Here is a 19,970-nt window from a genome sequence, read left to right on the forward strand (position 1 = left end):
CGATGAAGGGTGTCCCAAAAGAACGTTTGAGACACCCTTATTTTATATTCAACCCATAATTATCCCCTATTGTGGTATAAAAATCGAGTTCCCTTTTACCATGCGAAATAATATTCCTCGTGTTCATTTTGATTAATAGCTTTCTGTATTGATCGTACTTTACGTAGACTTGGTAACTTGAAGATGTTAAATTCGTCAACTGGCCATAAGGCAATGCCACTTCATATAAATGTTCGCTTACGTGCTTAATTGGAAATTCGATTTCGTTCAATTGGTTATGGCGTTCACGAATGACAAGCGAGTCTATTGTATGCCCAAGGTCGCCATAAATCGTAATGTAAAGTTTCATTTGATCGCTTTCTTTGATTGAGGAATGATAAACTGCAAGCAAATCCATCCTTGCCAGTTGGTAAGGTTCTTCAAATGGAAGCTTGTAATAAGGCAGTCCGTCTTTTACTACCGTTTCCTTTATCTTCTCTTTCAAGCTCCATTGAATGAGAGTCACAATGTCCTCAAACCGCTCCTCTTTAAACAGCTGCACGAGCACTTTGTGCCACGGCTCGAAAAAGTTTTCTGTAAAGTCGTACCTTAAGCCCTTCGTCGTATCTAATACCTCTGCAAACTTCTTAAAATACCTATCCTTTCGAATTGATCGTAGAAAATGGTGTCTGTTAAACAATCTCGTGATGCAGTCAAATTCATATAATCGATTTAAAACCATTCGCTCTACATTTTCCGGCAGGTTCTTCTTTATGACATGTTTAATCACAGCGATGTTTGTGTCCGTTTTTTCGAAAATGGACGTTCTTGAAACCAAGCTTTTATTTTCCTGATTCCGGTTCACATAGTAAATAACTTCTTTTGAAGTCGAGATGGTTGGGCAGTTTGTCAAAACATCAATGAAAAACTGTTTATCCTCCGCATATTTCATGTTGGGAAATTTGCAGTTGTATTCTCTCAGAAATTGCGTCCTCATCATTCTTGCCGTCGGCCCCAAATGCTGAAAAACATGGGGAATCGAACAAGGATGGATGGAATCACGGTTCTCGCAGCTATTGTATTCCCCCGTAATGGCATATTTGCCGTCCTCCGCTTTAATTGTCCTTCCGATTGCGTAATGATCGCCTGTTTTAACTAAGAGATTGTAAAGCGTTTCTATGCCGTTTGGGGCGAGCCAATCATCGGAATCGATAAATTTGATATATTCTCCCTTCGCCAGCTTCATTCCTATGTTTCTGGGAATGGCTGGCGAACCGTTATTTTTCTTGAAGAAAATGGGAACAATGTTTGGATAAGTCTTCGCATATTCCAAAATGATCGATCGGGAACCGTCGCTCGATTTGTCATCAATGATGATAAATTCCACATTTTCAAAGCCAATCGACTGGTTAATGACAGATTCAATGGCTTTTCTGAGTGTTTTTTCAGCATTGTACACAGGCATAATGACGGTCACTTTATAATTCTCTTTTTTGCTTGGAGAGTAAATGTAGTAACCTTCCTCGTTGTATTCAGCCGAATCAAAGAGAACATTAATTTTTTTGGCAGTTGGCGAAAAAAGCCGGATGAAAAAGCTCATATGTCATCCTCCATTTAACTTTATTGTATTTCTATTTTTTATCCGGGTACAACGTCCGGAAGACCCCCACTAATGGAAGTCTCGCTTTATACATTTTTTCCATATTTTAATTTATTAAACGAATTCAATAAGAATGATTTATATTTACTTGCTGTTTTGGAAATAAATTTCTAGTAACGGTTACAGAGAGGGGCAATTTTGTCCAATGTCGATAAAGAAGCGAAAAAACATTGAAATGACAAAGCTAGAAAGAAATGATAAAATTTTTCATATTGACTTACCTTTAAAAAAATCTCTACTAACTCATGCCGAGGACTTCTACTTTCTTTTGAAACAACGAAAAGGAAAACAAGAAGTCAAATTACAGTCCTCCATCAAAATGAAAAAAAGAGATTTTTTGATTTGTGAATTGCTCGTCCCTCCCCCTTCCTGTCTTGATTCAGAGTTTGGGGAGGAGATTTGGGATTTGTACCTGGTAGACAACGAGCGGAAAACAAGAGTGAAAAGCCGGCACGATGATTATTCCTTATTAACGGTACTGCTCCCTGAAGAAAAAAAGCTGTTTTACCCTTACACAACGATCAAATCCAACTTGTCATTTGTCGTATGTGATTATCGGTTATTTGCCAATTTTAAGCGGATTGCCATGGTTGAGGACGGTTTTGCTTTTGAGGGCTATTTTTATTATCCTCCGATGCTTGGCAACAAAGCGATCAAGTTACTTTCATCGAATCTTATCGTGACAAATTCACGGAACGATGAGATCGTGAAAATCCCGCTCACCCAAATAGAAAGACATAACGAGAGGATGAAACATACAGAATTTGAAGGAGTTTTTAAAATCGGGAAAGATATAGATTATACGTTAAAAACTTCCTATAAATTCTATTTTGAAATGACTTACGAAAACAATGGTGTCATAAAGACAATACAAAGCCCTCGTATGAGGTGGATACAAGAGAAGCGTAAACATAAAAAGAAAGTGATGCGCAGCAAAGCCGGAAAAGCCCTGCTTCATGCATTTCCGACAAAAAAGTCCAGCTATTTGTCGTTTCAAGTTTCCAACTATCTTTTTAAAAAAGAAGTAATAAACGGGGCGAGATCAAAATGGATCCAATTTCGGCGAAGCAACCTTGTCCAAGAAATCTATCGAAATACTTTTATCATCTTGGGAAAGCTGCCTAAAAAAAATGTCGTCATGTTCGAAAGCTTTCACGGAAAACAGTTCAGCTGCAGCCCAAGAGCCATCTACGAACAAATGAAGAAAAGCAATTTAAATTACGAAATGTATTGGAGTGTCGATCGAAGCCAGATGAAGTTCTTCGCAAACTTCGATGTCACACCTGTCCGCCGCTTTTCTTTAAAATGGCTGCTGCTCATGGCAAGAGCACGCGTTTGGGTAACGAATGCCCGGCTCCCTTTATGGCTGCCAAAGCCAAATGGAACCGTCTATTTACAGACTTGGCACGGCACACCGCTTAAGAAACTCGGCGTTGATATTGAAGAAGTCCACATGCCCGGCACGAACACGGATAAATACAAAGAAAACTTCCTGAAAGAATCAAGCAAATGGGACTACCTCATTTCCCCTAATGCGTATTCGACTGAGATCTTCAGACGCGCGTTCGGCTTTGAAAAAACGGTGATCGAAGCAGGATATCCGAGAAATGACTTTCTTATCAATCAAAACAATCCTGAAACGATACAGGAAATCAAAGAAAAATGCCACCTTCCGTTAGATAAAAAAATGATTTTATACGCCCCAACGTGGCGGGACAATCAGTTTTATGAAAAAGGGAAATATAAATTCGATCTGCAACTGGATTTTGACAAAATGAAGAAAGAATTAGGCGACGAATATGTTATCCTTTTAAGGCTTCACTACCTTGTCGCAGAAAATTTAAATCTTTCCGGCTATGAAGATTTTGTCTATGATTTGTCAAAGCATGAAGACATCCGGGAGCTTTATCTTATCTCGGATCTGCTCATTACCGACTACTCCTCTGTCTTTTTCGACTATGCGAATTTGAAGCGGCCGATGTTTTTCTTTGTCTATGATATTGAAGACTACCGTGATAACCTTCGGGGCTTTTATTTCGACTTTGAAAATAACGCACCCGGTCCGTTAGTAAAAACAACAGATGAGCTTCTTGCAGAAATTAAAAATATTGATGAAAATGGTTTTACCCCTTCTGAAAAGATTGAGGAGTTTTATCAAAAATTTTGCTATTTAGAGGATGGAAAGGCAAGTGAGCGGGTTGTGGACGAGGTATTTAAATAGTCACGATATTGTAAAAGACTTACACCTAACCTGGGTTTGAGTCTTTTTTATATTTGTCTTTTATTCGGGCTACTTGTATAATTTTAATGGCGTACAATCATAAGGAAAATTAGTTTTAAGATCGTTCTGAAAGGACATACTTATGAAATCTGCGATTACAGTTATTAAAGAGCAATTCGAGAACTTCTATTTAATCCGTAGGCTTTCTGTCTATGAATTGAAGAGTAAAAATAAAAGCAATTACTTAGGGATGGCGTGGGAGGTCATTAACCCCGTCATCCAAATTCTTATTTATTGGTTTGTTTTTGGAAGCATTCGCCAGCGGGCGGATATTGAAGTGGTGCCGGGATACAGCGTTCCCTTTATATTTTGGCTTTTGGGCGGCTTTATTTTGTGGACGTTCTTCTACCAAGCGACAATCCAAGGGTCGAAATCGATCTACACGAGGCTTCGGATGTTGTCAAAAATGAATTTTCCGATGAGTGTGATTCCAAATATCGTCATTTTTTCCCAATTTTATATTCACCTGATTATGCTTGGGATCACGTTTCTTATCTTCCAATTTGGCGGATATTATGTCAGCATCTATTTTGTGCAAATTCTTTATTTTATATTTGGAACGTTTTGTTTAGTGCTTGCGGTTTCACTAATTACATCGACGCTCTCAACGATTATTCGGGACGTTCACATGTTTTTAAATGCGACACTCAGGATGCTGCTCTATTTATCGCCTGTCCTTTGGCAAATGACCATTTTGGATGAACCGATTGCAACCATTTTGAAGCTCAACCCGTTGTACTATTTAATTGAAGGATACCGGACAGCGCTGTTCGGCACAGGATGGTATTTTATTGAGCATTGGAAGTATTCCTTGTATTTTTGGGCAGTTGTGATTGTATTATTTTTATTTGGTTCAATGCTTCATGTGAAGTTCAGAAGACATTTCATTGATTATTTATAAATGGTGATACTATGGAAAAAGCGATTATCGCTAAACATGTGACAAAAAAATATAAGCTCTACAATGGAAATAAAGAGCGGATTTTGGATTTGATTTTGCCGAAAAGCTATGGAGAAGACTTTTATGCGTTAGCTGACGTGAGCTTTGAGGTTGAAAAAGGCGACTCGCTTGGTTTTATCGGTATTAACGGTTCCGGAAAATCGACCTTGGCAAATATTATTGCGGGAATTGTGCCGGAGACGTCAGGATCGATTGAAGTGAATGGAGAAGCCGCTTTGATTGCCGTTGCTTCTGGTTTGAAAAGTGATTTAACCGGCAGGGACAATATCGAGTTAAAATGCCTCATGCTTGGCTTCAGCAAAGAAGAAATCAAAAAATTAGAACCGGAGATCATTGAATTCTCGGAATTAGGGAAGTTTATAGATCAACCGGTAAAATCGTATTCCAGCGGGATGAGATCACGACTGGGCTTTGCCATTTCTGTCAACATTGATCCGGATATTCTTATTATTGATGAGGCGTTATCGGTTGGAGACAAAGCGTTCGGGGAGAAAAGCCTAGATAAAATGAGAGAATTTAAACAAAAAAAGAAAACGATGATTTTCGTCAGCCACTCCATCGGGCAGATGAAACAGTTCTGCGAAAAAATTTTATGGCTGGAATACGGCATGGTGAAAGACTTTGGAACCGTTGAAGAAGTAATTCCGAAATATGAAGAGTTTCTGAAAATGTTCAAAAAAATGTCAAAAGAAGAAAAAGAGCAATATAAGGAAAATGCGCTAAAACAGCAAATGAAACTGCTAAATGTATGACAAATTTTCGCATGGTGAGTGATTGTGTTAAAAAAACGAATCTTACTTTTATTTACTGTAATGGGTTCTTTCGGGCTGCTCATTCCTGGACAAGCCAACCCTTCTTTTAGTCTCGATCACTTCATTTTGATCGCCCACCGGGGTGCCAGCTTCCATGCACCTGAGCATACGATGGAAGCTTATCAATTAGCGGAAACATTAGCCGCCGATTTCATCGAGATTGACCTGCAAATGACGCGTGATGGCGTTCTCGTTGCAATGCATGACGATAAAGTGGATCGAACGACAAATGGGAAAGGGCTTGTCAGTTCCTACACACTGGATGAACTGAAAGAGCTTGATGCCGGGAGCTGGTTTAACAAGAAATACCCAAAAGAAGCGAGCGACAGTTATGTTGGAGCGAAAGTGCCCACGTTAGAGGAAATCTTCCAGCGGTTTGGAAATCGCGTCAATTATTATATCGAGACGAAAGCGCAAGATAACAGCGGCATGGAAGACAAGTTATTGCATTTACTTAATAAATATAACCTCATCGGATCAAGAGGAAATGTCGTGATTCAATCCTTCAGCAAACAGAGCTTGTTAAAAATCCATGAAACGCATCCAAACTTGCCATTAGTGCAGCTCGTTCATCCTGACGAAGTTTCGACACTTTCCGATGAAAAATTGGAAGAGATGAAAAGCTATTCAGTTGGAATCGGCATAAACTATAACGAGTTAAACAAACATTTAATTAAAAAAATAAAAGCTAAAAACCTGTTCATCCATACGTATACAGTCAATGATCGCGATGACTTTGACCGACTTAAAGAGTGGGGCGTGAATGGTGTTTTTACAGATATCGTTAATCTTGGGAGGAGTTAACGAAAGCAGCCCTTTTCCGCATTCGGAAAAGGGCTTTATCATGCCAGCAACCGTCCGTAAAACCCCACTGATGGAAGTCTCCCGCTTTATCGTTAGCCGCTTCGACCTTATTTGCTGTTATTGTGCAGGATTTGCCTCAAGTTCAATGATAAGTTTAATTTCATCTCCGACAAGGACACCGCCTGTTTCCAGTGCTTGGTTCCATGTTAGGCCAAATTCTTTACGGCTCAACTTCCCTTCAACCGTGAAACCGGCAACTTCCTGCCCCCAAGGATTGACTCCTTTTCCCTCGAATTCCGCCTCAAGCGTGACAGGCTTTGTGACTCCTTTTATCGTCAAGTCACCGGTCACATCATATTCATTATCATCCTTTTTTTCAATAATTGTAGAAGTGAAAGTGATATCGGGATACGTTTCTGCATCAAAAAAGTCGGCTGAACGAAGGTGATTATCGCGATCTTCATTTGAAGTGTTGATGGATTCCACTTTAATTTTAAATTGAACCTTTGCCGAAGTTAAATCTTCAGGATCTCCTTCGATTGTCCCTTCAAAATTCGTGAAATTTCCCCGGACTTTAGAAACCATCATATGCTTTACAGAAAATCCGACATTTGTATGGGCGGCATCAATATTCCAAATTGCCATTTGTTGAACCTCTCCTTTATATTAATAATTTAAGTAATAAACTTACTATAGGTAACAAATGTCTTGATGTCAAGATATATAACTTAAAAATATCTTCCTTCATAACAAGGAAGAGTTATTTTTTAATTAAAGAAAAACATTAAGAATAAAATAGCAAATGGCAGCAAGCGTAGCGGAAATCGGCAATGTAATGACCCATGTAATGAGCATTGTTCTAGCTGTGCCCCATTTGACGCCTCTTAGCCGGTGTGACGCTCCTACCCCAAGGATAGAGGAGGAAATGACGTGAGTCGTACTTACAGGCAAATGGATAAAAGTCGCACCAAAAATGACCGCAGCACCAGTCAAATCGGCAGCAACCCCATTTATAGGGCGAATTTTCATGATTTTTCCGCCGACTGTTTTAATGATTTTCCACCCGCCCATCGCGGTACCCAGAGCCATCGCCAGAGCACAAATAAATTGTACCCAAGTTTGGACATCGCTGGACGTTTGATAATTGTTTACAATTAAGGCCATCGTTATAATCCCCATTGTTTTTTGAGCATCGTTCGTGCCATGGGAATAAGCTTGCAAAGCAGCTGTCATAATTTGTATAGTTCTAAACCTTCTGTTTGTCTTCGGCAAATTGTTATTTTTGAATATAATTTTGAAAATGCTGTACACAATATATCCGATGACAAAGGCGAGAAGTGGCGAAAGGATCAGCGCTTCAATAATTTTTATAAACCCACCGTAGTGCAGGGCATGGAATCCTGCAGCGGCAATAGCAGCACCTGCAATCGATCCGATAAGCGCATGCGAAGAACTGCTCGGAATTCCGTAATACCATGTAATTAAGTTCCATGAAATGGCCGCAATTAATGCAGCAAGAATAACGGTTGTCCCATTTTCAAGCGTGAACGGGTCAACGATGTCTTTCGTTATCGTTTTCGCAACCCCTGTAAACGTCATTGCCCCGACAAAATTCATGACCGAAGCAAGTATAATAGCATGTCTTGGTTTTAGTGCCTTCGTTGAGACTGATGTTGCAATGGCATTCGCTGTATCGTGAAATCCATTAATAAAGTCAAAAGCGATAGCAAAAACGACGATTAACACGGTTATGAGTAGTAATGAATCCATTATTCAATATGCTCCTTAAGCGTTTTTCATGATAATCGCTTCAAATGTGTTTGCCACATTCTGACAGCAATCGGCCACTTCCTCTAGTTCTTCGTAAATTTCTTTATATTGAATAATGCGGATCGGATCTTTTTCAACCTGGAACAAGTGCTTAATGGATACCCTAAGCACATCATCACATTTTGATTCATGGTCTTTAATTTTTATGGCATGTTCTCTAATTTGAATTAATTTCTTTTTCGATAGCAATGCAATGGCTTTCTCAATTTCAATGACGCATTGGCGGATGGCATCAACAAACTGAATCATATAGTCGTCAACGGTTGTGACGGAATACATGTCAAATAACGCAGCAGTATGTTCTAACCCGTCCAACACGTCATCCATATTCATAGCCAAAGATAAAATGTCCTCGCGTTCAATTGGCGTGATGAAAGCATTGTTTAAATCCTGAATCACTGTATGAACTAATGTATCTCCTTTTGTTTCATATTCCTTCATTTTTTTGGAAAAAATCTTTAAATCATCAAGATTTTTTAATTTGTAATCCGTAAAAAAGTTAGTGCCTTCCATTAAATTTGAACAGATATTGCTTAAATGAATGGAAAACTGATCTTCTTTTTGGAAAAACATTATCTATTCCCACCTCATACATTTAATTCAAGCCCTACTATAATATCGTAATTTGTCGAAATAGTATACTGGTTGATGCGAACATTTACATAATCTTTACAATTCAGTTCATATTATCGTAAATTTCGTCACATACCGCGCTTGAAATTTTCTTTTATCAAGGGGATACTATATATAGACCTCTTCATATAAGGAGCCCTTGACTTTGGAAGCCATAGTAAATTTTTTTCGAAAAAAAAGTGTAAAACGGGCATTGATTTTTGGATTAATCGTCTTGATTCTTTTCAGTGTGAGAAGTATGATGAATCTCATTCTGCTGACCTTCATTTTTTCATTTTTAATGAACCGGCTTGTTGAGTTTACAATTAGACATATAAGTTTAAATCGTACCCTACTTGTATTATTGCTATATACATCAATTATTAGCCTGTTAACAGTTGGAATTGTGAAATATTTACCGCTGATTACAATGGAAATCAGCCAACTGATCAGGCAAATTACAAACTTCTCTGCACAGTCGCATGACAACCCTATTGTTCAATTTATTGAATCTTTTATCGCTGACAATCACATTACATCCTATATCGAAAATGGTTTGTCATTTCTTATGAAATCTTTTACAGATATTAGTAAAACAAGTGTCCAAGTGTTGATAGCTTTATTATTAAGCCTATTTTTCCTTCTTGAAAAACCGCGCTTGCTCGAATTCACGGAAAAATTTAAACATAGCAAAATTGCCCCATTCTATCATGAAATCGAATTCTTTGGCAAAAAATTCTCGCGTACATTTGGGAAAGTTATTGAAGCTCAATTTATGATTGCAATCATTAATACGTGTTTATCGGTGATTGTACTAGTGATTCTTGGATTTCCGCAAATCTTCGGATTGTCCATTATGATTTTCTTTTTAGGGCTTATCCCTGTCGCAGGCGTTATCATTTCCCTTATTCCTTTAACGCTTATCGCTTTTACAATTGGAGGATTTTTGAAAGTCATTTACTTAATTATTGCGGTTATGATTATCCATGCAATCGAAGCTTATATTTTGAACCCAAAGCTTATGTCTTCCAAAACCGATTTGCCTGTCTTTTATACGTTCATCGTATTGATCCTTTCTCAAAATTTCTTTGGCGTCTGGGGATTGATCGTTGGAATTCCAGTGTTTGTTTTCCTGCTCGATGTATTGGGTGTAACCGAACCAGAGGCGGCATCTGCCATCAGATAGAACGAGTGAAATAGCCAGCTTGGGACTGCGAAAATAAGCCCTTTCTCTAAGAGAGGGCTTATTTTATTCTGCAGGAAAGCAGTAAAAGGTTCAGAAAATTACATTTGACAATTTTGTGAACAAGTTGAATAATAGAGAGAGAATATGATCTGTGATTTAGGAAGGAATTATGAAGGGGGGGAACGAAATGGAATCGACAGAGAAAGTGTTGCTTGCTGCTAAATTTGCAGGCTATACGATCCTTTCAATCGGAATTGCCATTTTTCTATACGGGCTCTTTGTTGTAAGCGATTACAGTGCAATAATAGGTGTCGGAATAGGAACCATGATGGGAGCCGTCTTTATTTTTCTAATCGGCGTCTTTTTTGCAGCAACGGAAGAGATGGACAAAAACACAGATAAAGGGATCAAATTTTCCACAAATAAAGGAGCGTCACAAGACACTCCCCTCACATATCCCAAACTAAAATTAATAGCGTGCCGAAAATCGTAACTAAAGCGATGGCAGCAGCGTAATAGATGTTCGTATAAATTGAACCTTTATCTTTCGTTTCACCGGCGTGCATAAAGACAACGAGCTGGACTGCGGCTTGCACGAATGCTGTCGTTAAAAGGATAGTCATCCCAGCTGTGAACGACAAATCAAAGAAATAGACGGCAAGTGCAACGGCTGTGAGAACTAATGAAAAGACAAAGCCGATGACCTGTTTTCGTGGAAACAATTCACTCATGCAATCATCATTCCTTTCAAATAGATGAAGCTGAAGATAAAGATCCAGACGACATCCAAGAAGTGCCAATAAAGGGAAAAGATAAACGCTTTATTGGCTGTTCCCGGCGTGAGTCCACGTTTTTTCACTTGCAGGATGATAAACAATCCCCAGAATAGGCCAAGTGTAACATGGGCGCCGTGTGTTCCCAATGTTGTTAATAAGGAAGCAGTGAATGCGCTCGTTTGCAGTCCCGCACCAATATGGACATAATGGACGAACTCATAGATTTCAACCCCTAAGAATGTAAGGCCGAGAAGCAGTGTGACCGCGAAGAAAGCCATCATTGCTTTCTTCCGGCCAATCCGCATCGCATGGACGCCGAGCCCAATCGTAAAGCTGCTCGTTAAAAGGACAAATGTTTCAATAAGCACGGGCGTAATTTCAAAAATCTCCGCACCGGCAGGACCGCTCCCTGTCCGATGCTCAAGCGTAAAATATGTTGCGAAAAGCGTTGCAAAGAGCATAATTTCCGCTCCGAGAAAAATCCAGAAACCTAATATATTGAGCTGGTTTTGATCGGTACTGTATTCAAGTGGCAGCGAATGATCGATTTTCATTAGCTTGCACCTCGCAATTTCTTTTCTGTGTTCTCGACTTCCTCTACAGAAATATAATATCCATCATCTTTCTCAAATGAACGGTAGGCCATACAAGCGAAGATCCCAATCGTTGTAATGATGGCTGGAATCCACATACTGAAGACGAATGAGAATCCCCATACAAAGAAAATACAACTCATGATAAACGGGGCGCCAGTATGATTTGGCATATGGATTTTTTCGATCTTGCCTTTGAACAGCTCCTGCCCTTTCTTTTTCTGGTCCCAAAACGCTTCAATGGAATGAACTTCAGGAACCGTCGCAAAATTATAGGCCGGCACAGGGCTGTGCGTTGCCCATTCGAGCGTACGGGCATTCCATGGATCAGAGCTGATATTTCTTGATGCATAACGCGTACTGTAATAAATGTTATATACAAGCAAGGCAAACCCAGCAGCGAGCCCAAGCGCTCCGATGAAAGAAATCAAGTTAAGCGGGCCGAATCCAGATGCTTCAGAATACGTGTACATCCGGCGCGCCTGTCCATCCAACCCAGCAAAGAACATCGGGAAAAACGTCACGTTAAAGCTGATTGCGATAAACCAGAACGCCCATTTCCCAATTCGTTCATTGAGCATAAAGCCGAACATTTTTGGCCACCAATACGTAAGGCCTGCAATCATTGCAAAGACAACACCAGGGATAATTGTATAGTGGAAGTGGGCGACTAGGAACATTGTGTTATGGTATTGATAGTCGGCACTTGCCATACCAAGCATAACCCCGGTAACCCCACCAACCGTAAAGATTGGAATAAAACCTACCGCATAAAGCATCGGAACCGTAAATTCAATTTTCCCTTTCCACATCGTGAAAATCCAGTTAAAGATTTTAATTCCGGTCGGAATCGCAATCGCCATCGTTGTAATTGAGAAAATACTGTTTGTCAAAGGACCTTGCCCCATTGTAAAGAAATGGTGTGTCCAAACTAAAAATGAGAAGAACGAGATAATCACGATGGATGCAACCATAGATTTATAGCCGTAGAGGTTCCTTCTTGCAAATGTCGAAATAACCTCACTGTAAATTCCAAACGCCGGCAAAATGAGAATGTACACTTCCGGATGGCCCCAAACCCAGAAAAGGTTTGCCCAAAGCATATCCATGCCGCCATTTGTCGAAGTAAAGAAGTTTGCCCCAAACAGCCGGTCCATTGTTCCTAAAAGAAGCGCGACTGTCAAAACAGGAAACGCGAAAACAACAATAACGTTTGTAATGAAAGCCGTCCAAGTGAACATTGGCATCTTCATCAACGTCATGCCTGGCGCTCTCATTTTTAAGATTGTCGTAATAAAGTTAATCCCTGATATTAATGTACCGATTCCGGCAATTTGAATCGAAAGCATATAATAATTCGTTCCGACCGATTGGCTAAAATCATTCCCGGCGAGCGGGAAGTAAGAAGTCCAGCCAGAATCAGGCGATCCGCCGATAACGAAAGATATATTGAACAGCATCGCACCCATGAAGAACAACCAGAAACTTAACGCATTCAAACGCGGAAACGCAACGTCACGGGCGCCGATTTGCAACGGAACAACGAAGTTCATCAAAGCATAAATAAATGGCATGGCCATAAAGATAATCATAACGACCCCGTGGGTTGTAAACACTTCATTGTAATGCTGTGCATCTAAGAGAGCATTCTCGGGTACTGCTGTTTGTGCCCGCATCATAAGGGCATCAACACCGCCCCGGAACAGCATTAATAGTGCAGAAATCAAATACATAATCCCAATTCGCTTATGATCGACAGTTGTCAACCATTCACGCCATAAATAACCCCATTTTTTAAAATAAGTTAAGCCGACGATAATCGCGAGCACCGTAAGGCCGATGGCTACCATTGATGCATAAATGGCAGGGCTGGGATGCGGAATGGCAAATCTATCAAAATAACTCATCCTTTTATACTCCTTCCAGGAAAAATATCATGCATTCAAACGAAATTACTTATGATGACTGTGTTCAGTATGATCGCCATGTGATGTTTCATGAGCGCGATCCGCTCCATGCTGGTGGCTGCTATATTCGCCTTCCGGCGCTGGGCGAAATTCAAGATGCGTGCCAGAAAACGTTAGTTGCCCAAGATGGCCAGGCTCCAGCAGCTCATCAAATTTCTCTTCCGTCAATGGTTCAGCCGTCTTTTTCACATCGTCAACCCATTCATCAAACTCACTTTCCGGCATTGCTTTCACTTGGAACGTATTTTCAGCAAAGCCTTTTCCGCTGAAGTTCGCGTTTCTTCCCATGTATTCACCAGGGTCATCAGCAGCTAAGTGCAGCGTTGTGACCATGTCGGCCATCGCGTACTTTTGACCGCCAAGCTGCGGAATCCAGAAGCTTGTTATCGGCCCATAGGAGTACAGCTTAAATTCCAGCGGCCGATCTGTCGGGATATATAAATAGTTCACCGTTTCAATTCCTTCCTCCGGATAGCTAAAATGCCATTTCCAGTTGGAAGACGAAGCATACACAACGAGAGGTTCTTCTTTCGAAAGATGCTCTGGCGTCGCTTCCACTTGGTACGTCGTTTTTACCGTAACAACCGAAAGGAACACAATGATGATAACTGGAATCCCGATAAAAATTGCCTCGACAATCGGATTTCCTTCGATATGCGGCGGTTCATAATCATCCGCCTGTTTTGAAGCGCGATATTTTACTAGCATAATAACCAAAAGGACAAAAACAGCTACCACTATGATCGCCATCGTGGCAATCGATATCCAAATGACATTCGCTTGCGTTTCAGCTTGAGGCCCTTTAGGATCCAAGACCATTAATGACTCACAGCCCGTTAACACTGGAAGAATAGTGAGAGCCAAACATAAAAAAGCCCACTTTATTTTCATTGAGGGAACCCCTTTCCTTTGATCTAAAAAACTGGCAGAAACATGCAACCATTGGAATCTGTGTTCAATTTACAAATTATTTTATTATCCTAATAGATTAAAAACAATAAGATAGGAGTTATGTCACAAAATCTTCTTCAAACTTTGAAGATATTAGTAACAATCATTAGTAGTAACAAATTGTTCAAAAAGTAAAAAAGGATATCGCACTTTTCTTTAAAAAAAGAAAAGTGCGATATCCTTTTTTCGCTTTATGCGAAAGCTTTTTGTATTGGCTGGGGAATAAAAGCCTTCTTTCTGCAAAAGTGAATCATGAGAGCCTCCTTCCCTTCATTTTCGAAGGGGCGTCAAACCACGGATACGAACCTTGCCAGCTACACCCTTCATATAACAAAAACAAAATGAGTGTCTCTTTACACGTAATTGTATCGTCTATTTTGAAGCAACCAAACAACGCCTTTTTGATACAACATTACCCTCTTGTTCTATGCTTTGGATTTTGCAAGCAAATATAAAAAATACGGTGCTCCAATGACAGCAACAACAATCCCCGCCGGGATTTCAGACGGTTCGATTATCCATCTGCCGATCGTGTCGGCAGTAATTATCAGAAGAGCGCCGATCAAAGCGGCGGTTGGGATAAGGTACTGATGTTTCGCACCAACTAATTGACGAGCTAAATGTGGGGCGATTAAACCGACAAAGCCAATTCCGCCGCTAACGGACACACTTGCGCCCGCCAAGCCAACCGCAACCGCGAGTAAAATCAATCGTTCCCTCTGGATAGCTAGTCCAAGGCCCGTAGCTGGTATCTCTCCTAAATGAAGTGTATTTAAAACACGTGCCTTCACATAGGCGAATGGTAATAGAAGAAGAACCCATGGCAATAATGCGATGACAAATTTCCAGTTCGATCCCCAAATGCTGCCCGCCAGCCAAACAGCAACGAATTGGTAGTCTTCAGGCGATAATCTCAATGTCAAAACGATCATCGCCGCACTAATACCGGCTGCTACCGCAACACCTGTTAACAATAGGCGTATAGGCGAAATGCCTTCTCCACGTTTATATGACAGGATATAGATGAGAGCTGCGGTTAGTCCGGCTCCTATAAACGCTAAAAGCGGCAAAAAAAAGACCGGAGTTGCCTTTGTGGACGGAAAGAAGGAAATAAACAACATTACAGCTAAACCAGCGCCCGCATTAATACCTAAAATTCCAGGATCAGCCAGCGCATTCCGTGAAACACCTTGTAAGATACCTCCTGATACGGCCAATGCCATGCCCACTAAAACGGCGATCACAATTCTCGGCAGTCGGAATTCAAACAAAATTAAATTTTGCTTTTCTGTTCCCATTCCAAACAATGTTCGAATCGTTTCCCAAGGAGTCAGTCGTATAAAGCCGGTGTTCATGCTTATTATCATCATCGCTAGAATAAGGAGAATAAGCGTGGAAATAAGAAGCGTATTTTTACGGTGTCTCTTCTGTTGGTATGCAGAAACATATTTTTTTTCAATCATATTTCCTTTCCTCCTTTACGTGCCAAGTAAAGGAAGAATGGTACACCAATTAACGCAATTAAGGCGCCAATCGGTGTTTCATAAGGCGGGTTCACCATTCTCGCGGCAAAATCTGCAAGCACAACTAATAAACTGCCTAAGATGGCAGAACACGGAACAATCCAGCGATAATCATTTCCGACAAGAAAGCGGGTAAGATGGGGAACGATCAGTCCGACAAATCCGACGGCCCCCACTACCGAAACTGCCGCTCCGGCTAACACTAATACAACAATGGCTCCGAAAAATTTTATCGTTCCTGTGCGTTGCCCAAGACCAATCGCCACTTCATCTCCAAGGCTAAGTAATGTAATCGACTTAGAAAGCATGATCGCACCGATAATTGCAGCCACGATCCACGGTGTCATAATTTGAAGATGTTCCCATTTCGTCCCTGAAACACCGCCTGCATACCAAAACGCTAAATCTTGGCCAATGCGATAATAAATCGCAATCCCTTCACTCAGGGCAGTAAGCAACGCACTGACTGCCGCTCCCGCCAATACAAGCCGCATCGGAGTTAGCCCGCCCTTGGCCAATGAACCTACCCCATACACAAGACCCGCGCCCAATGCCGCACCCAAAAATGCAAAGTGAATAATGTACATATACGGTAAATTTGGAAAAAACGCAAAGCAAACAGCAAGCATGAAAGCTGCCCCTGCATTCAATCCCAACAGACCTGAATCAGCCAATGGATTCCGCGTCATCCCTTGCATAATCGTTCCCGAAACAGCAAAGCAAGCACCAACCAAAGCCGCGCCTAGAACCCTTGGCAATCTTATTTCTTGAATAATTTGGTGAGAGGTCAATTCAGGGCTGTATTGAAAAACAGCAGACCAAACCGTTGCAAAGTCAATATCTGCCGCGCCAAACGATACCGATAGACCGATTGCAAATAAAAGCCCAATCATCCCGCCAATTAATACAAAGGTTGCCATGATTGGGCGTGATCCCTTATACACTTTCTTCATAGCTACTGACTCTTTTACTGAAGCTGGCATCCACTTTCTCCTTACGAATGTTCAGTTGGTTTGCAATAAGTATTCCGCTTCTTTATTCAATTGATAAGATAGACAAATAGGATTCTGGCTAAATGGACACGCCGTTAAAATCGCTTGAATGTCAAAAACCGTTTCTAAATGATCGTGCGTCATGACTTCTTCAGGCGATCCTTCTGTCATAATCTTACCGTCTTTCATTGCAATCATATACTGCGAAAAGCGCGAGGCATGATTTAAATCGTGAAGAACCATGACAATCGTTTTTCCTTCTTCCTCATTTAACCTTTTGAGCATGATGAGAATGTCCAGCTGATGTGCCAAATCCAAATATGTTGTCGGTTCGTCTAACACAAGAATTTCAGTATCTTGCGCAAGTGCCATTGCAATCCATACGCGCTGCCTTTGCCCACCGGATAATGCTTCTACAGGACGATCCCTTAATTCACTTAACCCTGTCACTTCGATTGCCCAATGGATATGCTTTAAATCTTCTTGTTTCAACGTGCCAAAGCCTCGTTGATGAGGATATCTTCCGTATGAAACCAATTCAAAAACCGTAAGCCCTGGAGGCGCTTCAGAGCTTTGCGGCAAAATGGCCATCTTCTTAGCAATTTCTTTTGTCGGCAGTTGATGGATTGCACGTCCATCTAAAAATACAGCCCCTTTTTGTGTCTTCAAGATCCGGGCAAGCGCTTTAAGCAATGTTGACTTCCCACACCCGTTCGGACCGATAATCGTTGTTATTTTCTTGTCGGGAATGGTTACACTTAACTCATTTATGATGATGGTGTTGGAGTACCCAACGGCTACCCGGTCGACAGTGAGAATTGACATAAATGCAAATCACCCTTTCTTCACCATTTATCGTGATAATGATAATCATTATCATATATAGATAGTATAAAGTAGGATTGCGTTTTTAACAAGAAAGAGATGAAGCATATGAGCTTCAAAGTGATTGGCGCTCTATAATTTCACTGCTGCAGGAGTTTTATTCCAAAGCTTCAAGAATTGCCTGTATGCCGTACGAATTGCCAATCGGCCCATAGCCGAGAGCAAGCTCCCCGTTAATCGGATAAACGTGATCATTCTGAACGGCTTTCAACCTGCGCCAAACCTCGCTGTCCTCCCATTCGTCTGTTAAGGCAGGGATGGACTTATCACTATAATTGAAATAGCCCAAAAACAGATGATCAGGATCCAGTGTAGTTAAACCCTCTAAACTAATCTGCTCTCCCTCTTTCATCGTGGCCGCATCCGGTGCCTTGAGCCCAAGACCATCATAGTATTGTTTCAAATAGTCCGTGCCTTGCAACCATACCTCCTTTTCCCTCACTTGCACGAATGCTACCGTACCTTCCAAGTGAGCCAGTTTCTCCTTGGCATCCTTCACGCGGCTGCGGTATTCGGAAATATAGCTCTCCGCTACGTCCTCTTGCCCCAGAATCTCGCCAAATTTGATCACGAGCGGCTGCCAATCTTCCCAAACGTTCGTTTCTTCCTCATCAATGACAATTGTCGTAGCGATTCGCGACAGATCCTCTTCGATGTCCTCATTGATGCTATTGCCAGCAATGATTAAATCAGGCTCATAGGCAAGAAGCGCCTCTAAATTTACTGTTGAATTCTCTCCTACGACCACCAATTCATCTAGCTTGTCTACGTATGGTTTATAGCTTTCTGTACCTAACACAGATTGCTTCTCGGTAAACGGGAGAGCCACTGCGACGGATTTTAGATCAAATAACAGGAGAGAATCGGTATACCCCCAATGAACGACCGCAATTTTCTTTGGCTCCTCCTCGATTGTAATTTCCCCATTAGCCGCATTGATTGTCCGTGGAAATTGTCCGTTCTGAGCATTTTTATTACTTTCGTTTGCTTCCTTTTGTCCCCCAGTCGAACCTTTATTTTCTGCATTAGCACACGCGCTAACCAGCAGAGCGAAACATAAGCACATGGTTAGTAAAACCATGGACTTTATGCGTTTACTCATGTTATACATCCTTTCTCAAACCCTTTTATATGATAACGATTCTCATTATCATATAAAACTTTATCATCCTATCAATTTGATGAAAATAGAGATATTCCCGAACTTAAGATGGATTATTTCGCTTTCGATACAAGCCAACCTTGCTCGGCGGCAAACCTTTATGCTTTTTAAACAATCGGCTGAAGTAATAGGCATCTGAATAACCGACGCTTTTGGCAACGGAGGACACCGGGAATTGTCCTGTGATTAGCAGTTCGTACGCCTTATTCATTCGGTACTGGATCAAAAAATCAATCGGACCGATTCCTACATATTTATGAAACAGATAGGAGAAGTATTTCGCTTTCACCTGGTAACGCTCTGCCAGCATATTCAATGTTAACGGCTCCGCATAGTGTGTCTGAATGTACTGAATTGTCTCATCAATGAGAGTATCAGTCTCCTTGTTTTGCTGATGGCGTGCGGACTGAATAAGCTTGTTCAGCAGCCGGTAGAACAACATCTTCTTCTTCAGCAATTCCAAGCTTCCTGGTGAAGAAGACGCCCGAAGTAAATCCTCGTGCAACTGCAGCAATTCTGGATCAAGGGCAATATGGAGAATCGACACCTTTGTCAAACGCCGCACCTCCTCCAATTCAGAGGAGACGGGCAAATAGTGAACAAGATAATATTCAAAACCATTGCCTCCTGTACAAACTTCTAACTGCTTATGCAATCCGCCTAGAAGTATCTTGCCAGGTTCTAGCTGATACCGCTCCCTTGCATCAAATATAAATTCGGCTTGCCCTTTTAAGCCACACACAATGCCACATTTGGTCGTCGGTTGATCGACGTGACCACAATATAAATGATTGGCTTCCAACTTTGTACGATAAGCACCATAAATATGTAACGGCACTCTTGCAAACGCGGACGCCAATGCTTCGCAGGAAGAAACCTCGTCATTTCTTCTCTTCATTCGATCGGACCCCTTCACGATATGAGGTATTCAATAACTGATAGACCATCTACCCCTCTTTCTCCTTAATATCCTTTGCCCGGAACTTTTTGCTGCAT

The 19,970-nt window shown here is 41.1% G+C and carries 19 protein-coding genes; 6 read left to right on the plus strand and 13 right to left on the minus strand.

What is annotated here, in order from left to right; all coding sequences use genetic code 11:
* Positions 1-37: 37 nt before the first annotated feature.
* Positions 38-1,579: a glycosyltransferase family 2 protein gene (locus DCC39_RS03170; protein ID WP_116553439.1), complete on the minus strand. Its 1,542-nt coding sequence runs from the start codon at positions 1,577-1,579 to the stop codon at positions 38-40.
* A gap of 205 nt (positions 1,580-1,784) precedes the next feature.
* Here DCC39_RS03170 and DCC39_RS19570 point away from each other — a divergent pair, with 205 nt between their 5' ends.
* From DCC39_RS19570 to DCC39_RS03190, 4 genes are all read left to right on the plus strand, one after another.
* Positions 1,785-3,860, plus strand: coding sequence for a CDP-glycerol glycerophosphotransferase family protein (locus DCC39_RS19570; RefSeq protein ID WP_116553440.1), 2,076 nt, complete (start codon positions 1,785-1,787; stop codon positions 3,858-3,860).
* Positions 3,861-4,002: 142 nt separating this feature from the next.
* On the plus strand, positions 4,003-4,821 hold the full coding sequence (locus tag DCC39_RS03180) for an ABC transporter permease (protein ID WP_116553441.1): 819 nt from the start codon (positions 4,003-4,005) through the stop codon (positions 4,819-4,821).
* Positions 4,822-4,832: 11 nt separating this feature from the next.
* On the plus strand, positions 4,833-5,633 hold the full coding sequence (gene tagH / locus DCC39_RS03185) for a teichoic acids export ABC transporter ATP-binding subunit TagH (protein WP_116553442.1): 801 nt from the start codon (positions 4,833-4,835) through the stop codon (positions 5,631-5,633).
* A gap of 24 nt (positions 5,634-5,657) precedes the next feature.
* Positions 5,658-6,497: a glycerophosphodiester phosphodiesterase gene (locus DCC39_RS03190; RefSeq protein ID WP_116553443.1), complete on the plus strand. Its 840-nt coding sequence runs from the start codon at positions 5,658-5,660 to the stop codon at positions 6,495-6,497.
* Positions 6,498-6,614: 117 nt separating this feature from the next.
* Here the strand turns inward: DCC39_RS03190 and DCC39_RS03195 are convergent, their stop codons facing one another.
* From DCC39_RS03195 to DCC39_RS03205, 3 genes are all read right to left on the minus strand, one after another.
* Positions 6,615-7,142, minus strand: a complete 528-nt coding sequence (locus tag DCC39_RS03195; protein ID WP_116553444.1) for a YceI family protein — start codon at positions 7,140-7,142, stop codon at positions 6,615-6,617.
* Positions 7,143-7,268: 126 nt separating this feature from the next.
* Positions 7,269-8,267, minus strand: a complete 999-nt coding sequence (locus DCC39_RS03200; RefSeq protein ID WP_116553445.1) for an inorganic phosphate transporter — start codon at positions 8,265-8,267, stop codon at positions 7,269-7,271.
* A 15-nt stretch (positions 8,268-8,282) separates the two neighbouring features.
* A complete protein-coding gene (locus DCC39_RS03205; RefSeq protein ID WP_116553446.1) occupies positions 8,283-8,900 on the minus strand; it encodes a DUF47 domain-containing protein in 618 nt (205 codons plus the stop codon).
* 205 nt (positions 8,901-9,105) lie between these two features.
* On the opposite strand from DCC39_RS03205, the gene DCC39_RS03210 reads away from it, so the two are divergent.
* Both DCC39_RS03210 and DCC39_RS03215 read left to right on the plus strand, forming a co-directional pair.
* A complete protein-coding gene (locus tag DCC39_RS03210; protein WP_116553447.1) occupies positions 9,106-10,125 on the plus strand; it encodes an AI-2E family transporter in 1,020 nt (339 codons plus the stop codon).
* A 187-nt stretch (positions 10,126-10,312) separates the two neighbouring features.
* Positions 10,313-10,618: a hypothetical protein gene (locus tag DCC39_RS03215; RefSeq protein ID WP_116553448.1), complete on the plus strand. Its 306-nt coding sequence runs from the start codon at positions 10,313-10,315 to the stop codon at positions 10,616-10,618.
* Here DCC39_RS03215 and qoxD read toward each other — a convergent pair.
* The 9 genes from qoxD to DCC39_RS03260 form a co-directional block, all read right to left on the minus strand.
* Complete coding sequence (gene qoxD / locus DCC39_RS03220; RefSeq protein ID WP_116553449.1) at positions 10,575-10,856, minus strand: cytochrome aa3 quinol oxidase subunit IV; 282 nt, start codon at positions 10,854-10,856, stop codon at positions 10,575-10,577. The two genes, DCC39_RS03215 and qoxD, sit on opposite strands and share 44 nt — an antisense overlap.
* Positions 10,853-11,455 (minus strand): cytochrome aa3 quinol oxidase subunit III, encoded by a 603-nt coding sequence (gene qoxC, locus DCC39_RS03225; protein WP_116553450.1) that lies wholly within the window; start codon positions 11,453-11,455, stop codon positions 10,853-10,855. Before qoxC ends, qoxD begins: the two co-directional genes overlap by 4 nt.
* Positions 11,455-13,401 (minus strand): cytochrome aa3 quinol oxidase subunit I, encoded by a 1,947-nt coding sequence (gene qoxB / locus DCC39_RS03230; RefSeq protein WP_116553451.1) that lies wholly within the window; start codon positions 13,399-13,401, stop codon positions 11,455-11,457. Before qoxB ends, qoxC begins: the two co-directional genes overlap by 1 nt.
* A gap of 45 nt (positions 13,402-13,446) precedes the next feature.
* Positions 13,447-14,352: a cytochrome aa3 quinol oxidase subunit II gene (qoxA, locus tag DCC39_RS03235; RefSeq protein ID WP_116553452.1), complete on the minus strand. Its 906-nt coding sequence runs from the start codon at positions 14,350-14,352 to the stop codon at positions 13,447-13,449.
* Positions 14,353-14,837: 485 nt separating this feature from the next.
* The gene (locus DCC39_RS03240; protein WP_407071830.1) at positions 14,838-15,875 is read right to left on the minus strand and encodes a FecCD family ABC transporter permease; all 1,038 of its coding nucleotides are present in this window, start codon (positions 15,873-15,875) and stop codon (positions 14,838-14,840) included.
* Complete coding sequence (locus tag DCC39_RS03245) at positions 15,872-16,888, minus strand: FecCD family ABC transporter permease (protein ID WP_240613520.1); 1,017 nt, start codon at positions 16,886-16,888, stop codon at positions 15,872-15,874. Before DCC39_RS03245 ends, DCC39_RS03240 begins: the two co-directional genes overlap by 4 nt.
* 51 nt (positions 16,889-16,939) lie before the next feature.
* Positions 16,940-17,752, minus strand: coding sequence for an ABC transporter ATP-binding protein (locus DCC39_RS03250; protein WP_116553454.1), 813 nt, complete (start codon positions 17,750-17,752; stop codon positions 16,940-16,942).
* Positions 17,753-17,909: 157 nt separating this feature from the next.
* Positions 17,910-18,914 (minus strand): ABC transporter substrate-binding protein, encoded by a 1,005-nt coding sequence (locus DCC39_RS03255; protein WP_240613518.1) that lies wholly within the window; start codon positions 18,912-18,914, stop codon positions 17,910-17,912.
* Between the two features lie 103 nt (positions 18,915-19,017).
* A complete protein-coding gene (locus DCC39_RS03260; protein WP_116553456.1) occupies positions 19,018-19,872 on the minus strand; it encodes an AraC family transcriptional regulator in 855 nt (284 codons plus the stop codon).
* Positions 19,873-19,970: the final 98 nt, after the last annotated feature.

It is taken from the genome of Pueribacillus theae, assembly GCF_003097615.1.
Classification (GTDB): Bacteria; Bacillota; Bacilli; order Bacillales; family UBA6769; genus Pueribacillus; species Pueribacillus theae.

Coding starts and splice junctions, on each gene's coding strand:
- DCC39_RS03170 (WP_116553439.1), bottom strand. CDS start 1,579: ATGAGCTTTTTCATCCGGCTTTTTTCGCCAACTGCCAAAAAAATTAAT.
- DCC39_RS19570 (WP_116553440.1), top strand. CDS start 1,785: ATGTCGATAAAGAAGCGAAAAAACATTGAAATGACAAAGCTAGAAAGA.
- DCC39_RS03180 (WP_116553441.1), top strand. CDS start 4,003: ATGAAATCTGCGATTACAGTTATTAAAGAGCAATTCGAGAACTTCTAT.
- tagH (WP_116553442.1), top strand. CDS start 4,833: ATGGAAAAAGCGATTATCGCTAAACATGTGACAAAAAAATATAAGCTC.
- DCC39_RS03195 (WP_116553444.1), bottom strand. CDS start 7,142: ATGGCAATTTGGAATATTGATGCCGCCCATACAAATGTCGGATTTTCT.
- DCC39_RS03200 (WP_116553445.1), bottom strand. CDS start 8,267: ATGGATTCATTACTACTCATAACCGTGTTAATCGTCGTTTTTGCTATC.
- DCC39_RS03205 (WP_116553446.1), bottom strand. CDS start 8,900: ATGTTTTTCCAAAAAGAAGATCAGTTTTCCATTCATTTAAGCAATATC.
- DCC39_RS03215 (WP_116553448.1), top strand. CDS start 10,313: ATGGAATCGACAGAGAAAGTGTTGCTTGCTGCTAAATTTGCAGGCTAT.
- qoxD (WP_116553449.1), bottom strand. CDS start 10,856: ATGAGTGAATTGTTTCCACGAAAACAGGTCATCGGCTTTGTCTTTTCA.
- qoxC (WP_116553450.1), bottom strand. CDS start 11,455: ATGAAAATCGATCATTCGCTGCCACTTGAATACAGTACCGATCAAAAC.
- qoxB (WP_116553451.1), bottom strand. CDS start 13,401: ATGAGTTATTTTGATAGATTTGCCATTCCGCATCCCAGCCCTGCCATT.
- qoxA (WP_116553452.1), bottom strand. CDS start 14,352: ATGAAAATAAAGTGGGCTTTTTTATGTTTGGCTCTCACTATTCTTCCA.
- DCC39_RS03240 (WP_407071830.1), bottom strand. CDS start 15,875: ATGATTGAAAAAAAATATGTTTCTGCATACCAACAGAAGAGACACCGT.
- DCC39_RS03245 (WP_240613520.1), bottom strand. CDS start 16,888: ATGAAGAAAGTGTATAAGGGATCACGCCCAATCATGGCAACCTTTGTA.
- DCC39_RS03250 (WP_116553454.1), bottom strand. CDS start 17,752: ATGTCAATTCTCACTGTCGACCGGGTAGCCGTTGGGTACTCCAACACC.
- DCC39_RS03255 (WP_240613518.1), bottom strand. CDS start 18,914: ATGAGTAAACGCATAAAGTCCATGGTTTTACTAACCATGTGCTTATGT.
- DCC39_RS03260 (WP_116553456.1), bottom strand. CDS start 19,872: ATGAAGAGAAGAAATGACGAGGTTTCTTCCTGCGAAGCATTGGCGTCC.